We start from the raw sequence: 12,182 nt of genomic DNA on the forward strand, positions 1-12,182 counted from the left end.
GTGGCGGGTGGCGTCGACGAAGCGGGCGATGCCGAAGTCGGCCAGGTGGGGCGCGCCGGCGGCGGTGTCGAGGAGGACGTTGGAGGGCTTGACGTCGCGGTGCACTATGCCCGACCGGTGGACGTGGACGAGCGCCTGGGCGAGCGCGGCGCCCAGTTCGGCGACCCGCCGCTGGGTCAGGGCCCCGCCTTCCAGGAGGTCGCGCAGCGTGGGGCCGTCGACCAGTTCCATGACCAGGAAGGCACGCCCGTCGTGGCGGCCCATGTCGTAGACGGTGACCAGGCCAGGGCCCTGCAGGCCGGCGAGCAGGACGGCCTCGGCGGCGAGGCAGTCCTCGGCCCGGTGGTCCGTCCCGGTGCGGAAGACCTTGACGGCCACGGGCCTCTGCAGGCGGGTGTCGACGCCCTTGTAGACGTCGGCCATGCCCCCCATCCCGATCTTCTCCTCGAGCTGATATCGGTCACAGAGGAGATGGGTGGTCCAGGGATCCGCCGATGCCTGTGCGATAGGCATGGCTGCAGAGGGGCTGGCCTTCATCTGGATCTCCGTTGCTGTCGCCTCGTGACCGGGCTCGGCTCTGGGCCGTGGCGATGCGGGTACCCCGTGGTCCGGTGTGATATCCGGACGAAGTCGGCGCGGCGGGTCCCGGTATGCCGCCTTCCGGTCTCACCAGGTCGTTGTCCGCGGGGTCCGCCGGTGGGCGGCCGGCGCCCCGACTGCCGTGCGGGGAAAAAGAGTTGGACGGGACGCGGGGCGCGGGGATACCTTGCCGTCGACCGTGACCTTTCGAAGGAGGTGAGACCCGTGAACGACGTTGTTTCGAGGTGGGTGCTCCCTCCTTCCGTCACGGTGTGCGACTGACCCAGGTGGTGTCGTCGGGAGCGCCTTCCTCCGCCGAGGCACTCCTGAAAGGCCAACACCCATGAACAGCACAGTCAGCGTCACGCGCGTCGCGGAGGACCGGTGGGAGGCCGCGGCCGACGACGGGACAGTCGTCGGCCAGGGCGACGTCTCACGCCGGCCCGACGGGCGGCTCTTCCTCAGCGTCGACGTGTGGCAGGACGCCGCCTTCGACCGGCTCGCCGCCGCGATGCTGGCGGATCTCCCCGAACCGCTGCACACCCTGGTCGGCGACGAGGACCACGACCGCCGCGTCGGCTGGGAGCGGCTCGGCTTCACCGTCGGACGCCGCGAGTGGGCGTACGACCTGCCCACGGACCCCCGCGTGACGGGACTCGGGGCGGCGCCGCTGCCGGCGGGGGTGACGATCCTGCCCGCCGGGGAGGCGGACGAGGGCCTGCTGCGCGCCCTGGACCGCACGATCCGGGAGGAGGTCGGTGCCTCGGCCGGCCGGTACGCCCTGCCGGCCGAGCTGGTGGCGGGCCCACCCGGGGACACGGTGGTGGACCCGTCGAAGTACGCGGTGGCCGTCCGGGACGACGCCGCCCGTTCCGGCGACCGAAGGGGCGATGGGGACGGCGGGGACGGTGGCGCGTACGTCGGGCTGGTCCGGGTGGTGCGGGTACGCCGCCGGGCGCGGGTCGGGCTGATCGCGGTCCGGGCCGACGAGCGCCGGCGCGGGATCGGGCGGGCGCTGCTGGCCCACGCGCTGGACACGCTGTCCCACGACGGCGTCGGCTTCGCCTGGGCCGAGGCCGACGTCTCCGATGTCGCGGCGACCGCGCTGCTCGAGGGCGCGGGGGCGCGGCGGGCCGGCGCCTCCCTGGAGCTGGTGCGGCCCTGACCTCCGACCGTTCACGGCGCAGGCGCGCGCCACCCGTCACGGGACCAGGACCGGCATCCGCACGGCATGCGCCCCACCGTCACGGGGCGGGTGCCGGCCTCCCGGCCACGTCCCGGTCCTGACGGCGGGGCGCGCGCACGGTCCTGCCGGGCGGAGACCGGGGGGCGGTCACCGCCCCTGCCTGACCCGGTGACCGAACCGGCCGCCACCGGGCAGACGAAGGACAGGTCACACCTGCCGGGTCACCGGCACACCACTCACATCGAACAGTCGAACTACTCACCGCGGAAGCGAGACGTCTTGGCAAGGAAAGCGAACGGCCTGGAGATGGAAGGCACCGTCGTCGAGTGCATGCGCAACGCCACCTTCACGGTGGAACTGCCGAACGGGCACCACGTGCTCGCGCACATCAGCGGGAAGATCCGCAAGAACCGCATCCGGATCCTCCCCTTCGACCGCGTGCTCGTGGAGCTGAGCCCGTACGACCTGAGCCGGGGCCGGATCCTCTTCCGGTACCGCAACTGAGTCCCGCGCGGCAACGCGCCTCGGGCTTCCCCGCCTGACCTGGGCCCCGTGACCCGGATCTGTCGCGGAAGTGGCAGCAGGTCACCGTCGCGTCCTCGGCGAGCAGCGGCATGCCCGCCGGCTTGCCGGGGATCGCGCTGCGGCGCCTACCACCGCCTGCAGGACACGAAGCGGGGTCGGACCCACCGGGCCGGGACCCCAACTCGCCTGGCGGGATCACGGTGTTGTGGGGGGTCCCTGCGGAGCCACGTGTGCTTGCCTGGCGTCGATGGGGCGGGGTCCCGCCCCCGGTCCACGATGCACGATCGGACCGCACGGGGGCGCCGCTCGGCGCCGGGAAGAACGGACGTCGCAGGATGAGCAGCATCACGCCGAGAACCGCCCTGGTGACGGGAGCCTCCTCCGGTCTCGGGCGGGAGATCGCCCTGGACCTGGCGCGACGAGGGTGGCGGCTGGTGCTGCCGGTGCGCGCCGAGGTGCGGGTGAAGGAGCTGGTGGCGGCCGCGGAGACGATGGGCGCGCCCGCGCCGCTGGCCGTCGAGTGCGATCTGTCCGACCACGCGGCGGTCCGGCGGATGTGCGCGGCGGTCGCCGAGGAGGGCCCGCTGGACCTGGTGGTGAACAACGCGGCCGTCGGCGGCGGCGCCGATCCGTCCGTGCGCGGGACCAACGCGGCCGGCGTGGAGCTGCGGATGGCGGTCAACGCCGTCACGCCGCATCTGGTCGCCAGGGAGCTGGCCGGTGCGCTGACGCCGGAAGGACGTGTCGTGCAGGTCGGCAGCATGGGGCAACTGCCGCTCGCGCTTGACGACTTGGGCTTCGAGCGCGACTACGACGGCGTGGTGGCGTACTGCCGCAGCAAGGTCGCCCTGGTGATGTCCGCGATCGAGCTGGCCCGCGACGGCGTCCCGGTGAACGTCGTGCACCCGGCGCGGGAGATGCCCACCCCCATGGTCAGGGAGAGCGCCCTGACGGTCAGGTCCACGCTCGACGACGGCACGCTGCCGGTGCTGCGCGTCGCGCTCGACTCCGAGCTGGCGGGCGTGCGCGGCGCGTACTTCCACCGCTTCGACCGTGCCGAGCCCCACGAGCAGGCCCTCGACGCGCGGGCCCGCGAGCGCGTGGTGGCGTGGCTGGAGGAGGCCGCGGGGCGCAGGGCCTGAGGGCCGTCACCACCCGTTCCCTCCCCGGCCCCCGCGCGGTGAGGGGGGCACCGGTCCACCCCGTTCCTCGGCCTCGAGCGGCGTAAGGGGCGGCGTCGGCCCGGCTCCGACCGGCGGAAGGGCGACGCCGGCCCACTCCCTATCCCCCGGCCTCGATCAGCGCCGCGAACGAGTCCAGCACCCGGCTCAGCCCGAAGGCGTACGCGTGGTCCGGGTCGTGCGCGCTGCCGTGGGCCTCGCCCGCGGCGGTGCCGACGCGTGAGGCGAGGGGGTAGACGGCCGGGTCGAGGACCTGGTCGAGCAGGGGGGCGTTGGCCTCCCACCACTCCTGCTCGTCCATGCCTCCGTCGGCTCCGGCGGCCTGCGCGGCGGCGGCCGTGCGGGCGTTCGCCTGGACGAAGGCGAGCAGATGGGTGAGGCAGTCGTCCATGGTGACGTCGTCCAGGCCGAGTCCGTCGAACGCGGCGAGCTCGTGCTCGTACTTCGCCATCTGTCCCGGGCCGAGCGGCGGCCGGACGGTGGAGACGGTGGCGGCCCAGGGGTGGCGGGTGAACAGCGCGCGGTTCTCTTCGGCGACGGCGGTCACCTTCTCCCGCCAAGGGCGCCCGGTGGTGTCCGCGCGCGGCATCCGGGCGTAGGCGGCGTCCAGCATCAGGTCGAGCAGCTCGGCCTTGGCGGGGACGTAGGTGTAGAGGGTCATCGGGACGACGCCCAGGTCACCGGCCACCCGGCGCATGGTGAGCGCCTCCAGCCCCTCGGCGTCGGCGAGCCGCGTCGCGGTGTCCACCACGGCGTCGACGCTCAGTGCCCGGCGGGGACCGCGGCGGGTTCCGGCGGGCTCGTCGGCCCGCAGCTCCCCCAGGGCGTCGCGCCACAGCAGGCGCAGAGTGCTGGCGGGATCGCCCGCGCTGGTTCGTTCGGTCGGCATGGATCTGATTTTCCCCGCGAACCTTTTCTGAACGCTGTACAATATACAACGTACAGAGAAAGCGGGCCGGTTCGCCGGTCCCGCCGGGACCCCTCAGGAGGCCTCATGAAGATCACCGCATGCGCCGTTTCCCTCAACGTCGAGGACGTCATCGCCTCCAGCGCCTTCCTCCAGGACCACTTCGGCTTCGTCGAGAAGATGGCGGCCGACGGGTTCGCCTCTCTCGCCCGCGAGGACGTCGCCATGAACGTGGTCTTCCTGCGGCGAGGCCTGGAGACCCTGCCCGCCGACCAGCGCGACGACCGCGCCCAGGGCCTGATCCTGGCCTTCGAGGTCGACGACCTGGAGGGGGAGCTGGCACGCCTGACCGACGCGGGAGTGCCGATCACCATGCCGCTGACCGTGGAGGAGTGGGGCGAGCGCGCCTTCCAGGTCCGCGACCCGAACGGGGTCATCGTCCAGCTCGTCGACTGGAAGGGCGGCGCGACCGCCTGATCCGCCCTTCGCCGCGTGGTGAAGGCTCGCCTCCCGACCGCCGCGAACAGTCCCGGACAGCCTCGAAATGAGGGCCCGCCGGTGAGGTGTCCCATAGGGCCCAGGTCACCTCCTAAGGCGCCTAGTGGCACGGGCGGGGCGGCGCCACGACGCCCGTACGTGCAGGTGAGGCCGGTTCACACCGGCCTCACCTGCATGTTTCCGTTTTGCACAGCTTTGAGGCGTTATAGGCCACTAGGGCACGGCAGTGACCTTATTACGAAGAAGGTTCGTAGATCACACCTTTGTCAGGCGGCCCGGGGTCCGGTTACCAATGAACCCGTCGCCGGGCACCGTCCTGGTTAACCGGCGGCAGTCCTGATCTCCGAGCCAAAGGGTTCCGCATGTTCCAGCGCGTCTCGCTCCGCACCACCGGTACCTCCGCCCTCCGCACCCGCGCCGCCGTCCTGGCAGCCGGCATGGGAGCCTCGGTCGTGCTGGGTGCCGGAGTCGCGACTGCTGCCGGCGCCCCCGAGGCGGCCGGCACCGCGGCCACCGGCGTCCACACCGTCGCCGAGGCCAAGAAGGCCGCCAAGCCGAGCTGGGTCGACCCGGTCCAGCACTACAAGCTGTCCGCCAGCTTCGCCCAGAACGGCGGCATGTGGGCGCACAAGCACTCCGGCCAGGACTTCGCCGTCCCGACCGGCACCAAGGTCTTCGCCGCCCACGAGGGCACCGTCGTCAAGGCCGGCGGCTGGGGCGCCGGTGACGGCCCCGCCTACGGCAACGCCGTCGTCATCAAGCACGACAACGGCACCTACTCGCAGTACGCCCACCTCTCCAAGATCCAGGTGAACATCGGCGAGAAGGTGAACACCGGCGAGCAGATCGCCCTGTCCGGCAACACCGGCAACTCCAGCGGTCCTCACCTGCACTTCGAGATCCGCACGACCGCCAACTACGGTTCGGCCGTCGACCCGGCCAAGTTCCTCGCCACCAAGGGCGTGAAGATCTGACCGGTCGTCCCACCGACTGCGGACGCGTCGGCTCGCGGGAGCGTCTCCGCGGCACGTGAACGAGAGGCCCTCCGGCACCCGCCGGGGGGCTTTTCGCATGCCCGAGCGGCCGGCCGGCCCCTCCCCCGCCCGCTCCGGGCACAATTCACAGGAACAAGGTCCTCCCCAGCCGCCCCGTCGGGCGCATACTGGCAGTAATGACAAAGTCAGCAGCACCTAAACGTCATCTGCCGACCAGCCCGTTCAAGGCTCCGGTCGCGCCTCCCCTCAAGCACTTCGCCGTGGGCGACCGGGTCACGCACGACCTGTTCGGTCTCGGCCGGGTGATCGGCATCGAGGACGGGATCGCCGCGCTGGTGGACTTCGGTCCCACGCAGGAGCGGATCCTGAGCCCGTACGCCAAGATGAGCAAGCTCTAGCCCTGTGCCTTTGCGCCGTCGTCGCGCCTGGCCACCGGCCACGGCCGGTCGGCCGGCTGCCACGACACCCGGGCTCCGCGATCCCCGCGGGCCCGTCACCGAACGGAAGTCCCCCTCATCGAACTCACCTCGCTGTTCTCCGCCCCCGACGGGGCCCAGCAGCACCGCACCGCCGCCGTGTCGTCACCGCCTCCGGTGACCCAGCCGTTCCAGGCCCCCGACTTCGGGGAGGACGAGACGCCGTGGCTCGACGACGCGCAGCACTTCGCCCCCGAGGCATGGGCGGCTCCGCAGAACTGATCCCGGGCCGGAGGTCGACCCGGGCCGAGGACCGGTCCCGGGCCGAGAACCAGCCCCGGACCGAGGATCAGCCCCGGGCCGCCCGGCGGGAGACTCCACGGCCCGGCCCGCGGGCGGCGCGGCGGTCCTGACGGGCCCGGCGGACGGCGGCCGCCCACAGGAGGAGCGAGCCGGCGACCACCGCGACGGTGAGGACCAGCACGAGCCGGTCGAGACGGTCGGCCTTGCTCATGACGTAGATCAGGCCGCCGAACGCGGCGAGGATGCCGAAGCCCTTGAGTGAGTTCACGGTGTCTGCCTGCCTTCGTGGTTACTTCCACGCCGTGACGCGGGTCACGTACGACTTGACGACGGAGGACAGCAGCCAGTAGGCGCGGACCAGCATGTAGACCAGCTCGGGCAGCAGCAGCGCCTCGACGAGCATCGCCTTCCAGCCAAGGTTCCTGACCCGCAGGGCGGGGTGGAGGAGCCAGAAGGCCAGGAGGACGACCAGCAGCGGGTTGTCCGAGAAGCCCTGGCGGGCGACGACGATCATCTGGGTGGTGCCGTAGCCCAGGATGTACGAGAGGCCGAGGAGGCCCAGTACCAGCGTGGCAATGGTGTGCCAGGTGAACTTGGTCCACCCGCGGTAGCGCAGGGTGTCCACGGTCCCGCGACTCCACCGCTCCCGCTGCTGGATCAGTTCGCGCAGGGTCGGCATGAGGTCGGTGTAGGCGATGCAGAGCTGGTTGGCGGTGACCTTCCAGCCGGACTCCTTGAGCGCCAGAGTGGTCTCGTAGTCCTCGACGAGGTTGCGGTGGTCCTCCCAGAACACCGCGCCCCTCCAGTCCAGCAGGCTCTGCAGGGCCTCCGCCCGGTAGAAGGAGCCGGCTCCCGCCATGGTGTGGACGTCCTTGCGGAAGCGGCCGTTGGCGGCGCGGGCGTACTCGATGATCTGCATGCCGAGCAGGTAGCGCTGCCAGGGACTGCGCCACAGACCGGTGCGGCCCAGGCAGGCGGCGCTGACGCCGCCGAGCTCCGGGTCGGAGGCGAGCACGTTGCGGGCCCGCTCGACGAACCGGGGGTGGAGCTCGGTGTCGGCGTCCATCACCAGGACGTGCCCCACCGCCCCGGTGAGCCGGCCGCCGACCGCGTCCCGCAGCCAGCGCAGGCCCAGGTTGAGGGCGCCGGCCTTCTTGTGCGGATTGTCCTCGAAGTTGAGCACCACGGTGAGGGGCGAGGTCACCTCGTCGGCGAACTGCTGGGCGAACTCCATCGTGCGGTCCGTGGAGTTGTTGACGACCACGATGATCAGGTCAGGACGACGGGTCTGCGCCGCGAGGGAGTCCAGCGACATGAGGACGCCGACCTCCTCGTTGCGCGCGGGGACGATCACGACCGTCTCGTACAGCAGCTCGGTCAGTAGGCCGCCGACCGAATGGGCGGCGCCACGGCCCCTGCGGTGCCGGCTGTGCGCCGCACTGGTCCCCGGTTGCTTGCGCGCACGACGCGCCGTAGTGGCCGACAAAGCCTTCTCCCACCCCATGTCGAACGTCATCGGCCCGCACGATGTGATGATTACGTGAAAGCTCAACAAAATTACCTCAGCTTTCCGGATTTCGACCCTCGACCGGGGTCACCGCACGGCCTGGCCGACGTGCCCTCGGGTCGCCGAGGGTGGCTTATCACCACCCCACGGTGTGACCAGGGGGGTTGATACGGGCAATCCGGACACCCGAGTGGCATACCGGGTGACTGATGTCATAGGCGGTGGGTGCGCTTTTCAGCCACCACTACGATGGCGCGGTCGTGCAGATGTGCGGACCAAGCGGACATCGCGTCCCCTCGCTCCTGCCCCCTCCCCCGTAGTCCGCCGAGGAGCCACCATGAGCCGCCGTCGCCTCCACCCCCGCCGCCGTGGCCGTCGAGGAACGCGAGGACGGCTGGTGCCGGCGCTCGTGGTGGCGGCCGCGTTGGCGGCGGCGGCCGGCGTCGGCGTCTTCCTGGTCCCGCAGCTGCGCGCGGACGGGGAGGACGCCCCCGCACTGACCGTGCGGTACCGCGCCACGACCTCCGCCCGGGCGGAGGTGGCGGCGCCGTGGCTGGAAGTGGCCAACACCTCGGACCGCGCCGTGCGGCTTTCGGACGTGGTGCTGCGCTATCACTTCCGGGTCGACGACGGGGTGAAGGGCGAGCCACCGCAGGGCGGGACACTGCAGGGCGGCAAGCCCGGCACGGGGTACGGCGCCAACTGCGTCCGGACCTCGCTGGACTGCTCGCGGGTGACCCTGCGCGTCGGGACGACGACGAAGGACCTGCGCTACCTCGAGGTCGGCTTCTCCCCAGCCGCGGGAACCCTGCCGCCCGGCGGGTCGAGCAAGGGCATCGGCCTCCAGCTGTACCGCCTGGACCACGGGCGGCTGGATCAGACCGACGACCCGTCCTACGACCCGGCCCTCACCCGGTACGGGCCCTCGCGCACGGTGACCGCCTACCTGCGGGGCGGGCTGGTCTGGGGCGACGAGCCCGGCAGCCGGGCCGCGTCCGCGCCTCAGGGGCCGAGGGACGCGGCAGCCGGCGAAGCCCCCGACGGCGTCCTCTTCGACGACTTCCACTACACGGGTCCCGCCGACCCCGCCCTGGAGGCGGGGGGCTGGCGCGTGCGCACCGGCGCGGGCGGCCCGGGGATCGCGGACACCTGGGCCACGGCGGGGATCACCTTCCCCGCCGTGGCGCCGGACGCGGGTGCGGGCGGGGGCACGGCTACGCGTGAGGGCTCCGGCTCCGCGTCCGACCAGGTGCTGCGGCTGCGGGCCGGGACGGACGGCACCCGGGCCGGCACCCGCCAGGTGGAGATCCACACCGCGCCGAGGTTCCGCACCGGCACCCTCGCCGCGCGCGTCCGGTTCAGCGACCGCCCGGCCGGAGGGCGCGACGGCGACCACGTCAGCCAGTCCTTCTTCGCCATCTCGCCGGACCAGCGGTCGAAGCGGTACAGCGAACTCGACTTCGAGTACATGCCGAACGGCGGCTGGGGCGCGTACGGCCCCCGGCTGGACACCACCAGCTGGCGCGAGGTCGACGCCGGCGACCGCGTGACCCGCGCGACCGTCGAGAAACTGGGCGGCGGCTGGCACACCCTGATGATCACGGCCGTCGACGGTGGGACCACCTACTCGGTGGACGGCCGCGTCCTGTTCCGCACCGACGACGCGTACTTTCCGCGCGAGGCGATGGGCGTGCACTTCAGCGCGTGGTTCATCGACCTGCCCTTCCAGGGCTCCGAGCGCGCCTGGGACATGGAGGTCGACTGGCTCTACCTCGCCGAGGACCGCGACGTGTCCCTCAAGGCCGTGCGGCAGCAGGTCCGGGACCTGTCCGACGCGGGCAGCGCGTACGTCGACACCCTGCGTTGACGGGCCCCCTCAGGGCGCGGTGAGGTCGTCGCTCACGAAGCTGCCGTCCGGCTTCCGCCCGAAGGCGGCCGCGAGGACGGCGGGGAGGTCCGAGTCCGCGACGGTGTCGCGCAGGTCGGCGAGGACGCCGTCGAAGTCGTCGTCGGACACCATGCCCAGGTGCTCCTGGCGGAGGTCGTGGACCACCTCCACCAGGTCGGGGCGCAGCCGCATCCAGGCCCGGGAGCGGTGGATCTCCTCCTCGACGACGGACAGGAACCAGGCCATCACCGCGTACGGGACGTCAAGGTGCTCCTCCGGCGCCCGCGCCCCGAAGCAGACGGTCGGCTCCCGCGCCGGGTCCTCGTCCGGGACGATCGCCGTGACGACGGCGCGCTGCGTGCCGACGAGGTCCAGCTCCAGGTACCAGGCGTCGTCGGGCACCGAGTACATCGTGGTGATCGCGTACTCGGGGTCGGGCGACGGGGTGGCCATGGCGGCATGGTGTCAGGGGCCTGCGGGACGGCGCCCCTGGATATCGGGCTGCGCCTCGACGTCGTCCCGTCCTACAGTGCCCCCCGGTGCGGGAGGACAGGAGGCAGGGTGGCAAGGCGGCGTTACGTGGCGCGTGGGGTGCCGGGCGGATACCGGATCTGGGACAACCGGGGGCGGCACCACTGGGGCGACCACTACGAGCTGTGCCCGGACGACCTGCTGGCGGAGCTCAACGGGGCGAAGCGGCCGGAGCGGCTGACGGAGCTGCAGCGCCGGTACCGGGCCGCCAAGCGGTAGGTGGCACCATCGGGGGCGGCGCGCGGTGGCCGTGCGCCTGCTACGAGCACCTACGAGAGGGGCCAGGCGTCGTGCCGCACGTGATCATCAAGCATTTCCCCAAGGACCTGGACGACGAGACCCGGGCGCGGCTGGCGGCCCGGGTCTCGGAGGCGGTGCAGGAGGCGTTCGGGGTGCGGCAGGGGGCCGTGTCGATCGGGCTCGAGCCGGTGGAGCGCGAGGACTGGGACGCCGAGGTGTACCAGCCGGAGATCGCGGGGCGGAAGGACCGGCTCATCCAGTTCCCGGACTACTGATCGACCGGACTGCTGAGCGACCGGACTGCTCAGCGACCGGACTGCTCAGCGACCGGACTGCTGAGGGACCGGCCTTCCGGCCGCCGCCTGCCGGCCGGCCTACTCGCCGTAGCCGCCGATGAAGGCGATGCGCGGGTGCGCGGTCGGGTTCAGCCAGGTCAGCACGCGTTCCATGTCGGTGTCGTTGATGCGCATGTCCGCGTCGCCGGGGGTGACGTTGCCGTGGACGAGCGTGCTCTCCGGCCTGCCCGTGTCGACGACGATGCCGTAGAGCGGACTCCCGTCCGGCGCCGGCAGGTCGAGGCCCTGGTAGCTGCCCTTGGTGACACGGCGGTAGGTGAACGTCGTGCCGGAGGGCGCCTCGACGTTGCCGAACGCGGTCGTGACGGGGTAGGTGCCGTCGGGGACGTCGTGGTCGAAGTCGCCCGGGGAGAGAGCGGAGAAGGCCACGGCCCAGTCGCCGCCTGCGTCCTTGCGCCAGGCGGTGAGTTCGGGGCCGTACTGGGCGTTCAGCTGCACGGTGAGCATCTGGGTGGCGTTCCCGGGCCGCGCCTCGGCGGGGAACTCCTCGGCCGGCGGCGAGTAGTCGTCGGACCCGGAGGAGTCCGAGGAGTCGTCCGAGCCGGACCCGGAACCCGATCCGTAGTCGTCGTCATCGTCGTAGTCGTTGTGATAGCTCCCGCTGTAGCCGGTGGACCCCGAGCAGGACGAGGAGTCGCCCGACGATCCGCCGGAGCGGCCCTTGCGCGTGGTGGAGGCGCAACTGTCCCCGCAGGCGGCGGTGAGCAGCACCGTGGAGGCCAGGGCGCAGACCGTGAGGACCGCGCGCACGCGGAGCAGACGGTGACGGCGGGCCGCCGGGGCGCGGCCGGCCTCCACGGTGGTGTCGGGTTCGGCGGACGGCGGACGTTCGGATGACACGGCGGGGCCTTCTCGGTCGGCGGGACGGGCGCGGACGGACGGACGGCGCAGGGCTGACGGGCCGGCCGGTCGGTCCGTCCGGGACCCTAGCGAAGGGCGAAGACCGACGGGGCGGAAACGGGCGGACCGTCAGCTCAACGGCTCGTTCTCGTCGCACGGCAGGAATGCCTCGACGCAGCGGCGGTCGCGGCGCATCTGGAACGCCGTGGAGACGGCGATCAGCAGGAGGG

General features: G+C 72.2%; 15 protein-coding genes. 9 read left to right on the top strand and 6 right to left on the bottom strand.

What is annotated here, in order from left to right; all coding sequences use genetic code 11:
* A partial coding sequence (locus ACOV8S_RS14555; protein WP_448318225.1) for a serine/threonine-protein kinase occupies positions 1-513 on the bottom strand: 513 nt, incomplete at its 3' end.
* A gap of 409 nt (positions 514-922) precedes the next feature.
* Here ACOV8S_RS14555 and ACOV8S_RS14560 point away from each other — a divergent pair.
* From ACOV8S_RS14560 to ACOV8S_RS14570, 3 genes are all read left to right on the top strand, one after another.
* The gene (locus tag ACOV8S_RS14560) at positions 923-1,744 is read left to right on the top strand and encodes a GNAT family N-acetyltransferase (protein WP_448318226.1); all 822 of its coding nucleotides are present in this window, start codon (positions 923-925) and stop codon (positions 1,742-1,744) included.
* 300 nt (positions 1,745-2,044) lie between these two features.
* Entirely contained in the window at positions 2,045-2,269 is a 225-nt protein-coding gene (infA, locus tag ACOV8S_RS14565) for a translation initiation factor IF-1 (protein WP_351111696.1), read from the top strand.
* 356 nt (positions 2,270-2,625) lie between these two features.
* On the top strand, positions 2,626-3,432 hold the full coding sequence (locus tag ACOV8S_RS14570; RefSeq protein WP_448318228.1) for an SDR family NAD(P)-dependent oxidoreductase: 807 nt from the start codon (positions 2,626-2,628) through the stop codon (positions 3,430-3,432).
* Between the two features lie 139 nt (positions 3,433-3,571).
* Here the strand turns inward: ACOV8S_RS14570 and ACOV8S_RS14575 are convergent, their stop codons facing one another.
* Positions 3,572-4,360: a TetR/AcrR family transcriptional regulator gene (locus tag ACOV8S_RS14575; protein WP_448318229.1), complete on the bottom strand. Its 789-nt coding sequence runs from the start codon at positions 4,358-4,360 to the stop codon at positions 3,572-3,574.
* A gap of 105 nt (positions 4,361-4,465) precedes the next feature.
* Between ACOV8S_RS14575 and ACOV8S_RS14580 the strand changes: the two genes are divergently transcribed.
* The 3 genes from ACOV8S_RS14580 to ACOV8S_RS14590 all read left to right on the top strand — a co-directional run bounded on the left by ACOV8S_RS14580 (position 4,466) and on the right by ACOV8S_RS14590 (position 6,269).
* Positions 4,466-4,855 carry a VOC family protein gene (locus ACOV8S_RS14580; protein WP_448318230.1) on the top strand — a complete coding sequence of 130 codons (390 nt, stop codon included), beginning with the start codon at positions 4,466-4,468 and terminating at the stop codon, positions 4,853-4,855.
* 383 nt (positions 4,856-5,238) lie between these two features.
* Positions 5,239-5,850, top strand: coding sequence for a M23 family metallopeptidase (locus ACOV8S_RS14585; protein ID WP_448318231.1), 612 nt, complete (start codon positions 5,239-5,241; stop codon positions 5,848-5,850).
* A gap of 197 nt (positions 5,851-6,047) precedes the next feature.
* Positions 6,048-6,269: a hypothetical protein gene (locus ACOV8S_RS14590; RefSeq protein WP_108954394.1), complete on the top strand. Its 222-nt coding sequence runs from the start codon at positions 6,048-6,050 to the stop codon at positions 6,267-6,269.
* A gap of 367 nt (positions 6,270-6,636) precedes the next feature.
* On the opposite strand, the gene ACOV8S_RS14595 is transcribed toward ACOV8S_RS14590, so the two are convergent.
* Both ACOV8S_RS14595 and ACOV8S_RS14600 read right to left on the bottom strand, forming a co-directional pair.
* On the bottom strand, positions 6,637-6,858 hold the full coding sequence (locus ACOV8S_RS14595; protein ID WP_448318232.1) for a hypothetical protein: 222 nt from the start codon (positions 6,856-6,858) through the stop codon (positions 6,637-6,639).
* A 21-nt stretch (positions 6,859-6,879) separates the two neighbouring features.
* Positions 6,880-8,106 (bottom strand): glycosyltransferase family 2 protein, encoded by a 1,227-nt coding sequence (locus ACOV8S_RS14600; protein ID WP_448318233.1) that lies wholly within the window; start codon positions 8,104-8,106, stop codon positions 6,880-6,882.
* Between the two features lie 388 nt (positions 8,107-8,494).
* Here ACOV8S_RS14600 and ACOV8S_RS14605 point away from each other — a divergent pair, with 388 nt between their 5' ends.
* Positions 8,495-9,964, top strand: coding sequence for a glycoside hydrolase family 16 protein (locus tag ACOV8S_RS14605; RefSeq protein ID WP_448318234.1), 1,470 nt, complete (start codon positions 8,495-8,497; stop codon positions 9,962-9,964).
* Between the two features lie 9 nt (positions 9,965-9,973).
* Here ACOV8S_RS14605 and ACOV8S_RS14610 read toward each other — a convergent pair whose 3' ends face one another.
* The gene (locus ACOV8S_RS14610; RefSeq protein ID WP_448318235.1) at positions 9,974-10,438 is read right to left on the bottom strand and encodes a hypothetical protein; all 465 of its coding nucleotides are present in this window, start codon (positions 10,436-10,438) and stop codon (positions 9,974-9,976) included.
* 108 nt (positions 10,439-10,546) lie between these two features.
* Here ACOV8S_RS14610 and ACOV8S_RS14615 point away from each other — a divergent pair, with 108 nt between their 5' ends.
* Both ACOV8S_RS14615 and ACOV8S_RS14620 read left to right on the top strand, forming a co-directional pair.
* Positions 10,547-10,735 (top strand): hypothetical protein, encoded by a 189-nt coding sequence (locus tag ACOV8S_RS14615; protein WP_448318236.1) that lies wholly within the window; start codon positions 10,547-10,549, stop codon positions 10,733-10,735.
* An 80-nt stretch (positions 10,736-10,815) separates the two neighbouring features.
* Positions 10,816-11,031 (top strand): tautomerase family protein, encoded by a 216-nt coding sequence (locus tag ACOV8S_RS14620; RefSeq protein WP_448318237.1) that lies wholly within the window; start codon positions 10,816-10,818, stop codon positions 11,029-11,031.
* A 99-nt stretch (positions 11,032-11,130) separates the two neighbouring features.
* Here the strand turns inward: ACOV8S_RS14620 and ACOV8S_RS14625 are convergent, their stop codons facing one another.
* Positions 11,131-11,952, bottom strand: coding sequence for a hypothetical protein (locus tag ACOV8S_RS14625; RefSeq protein ID WP_448318238.1), 822 nt, complete (start codon positions 11,950-11,952; stop codon positions 11,131-11,133).
* Positions 11,953-12,182 lie beyond the last annotated feature (230 nt).

The sequence above is a fragment of the Streptomyces sp. CO7 genome, assembly GCF_053474865.1.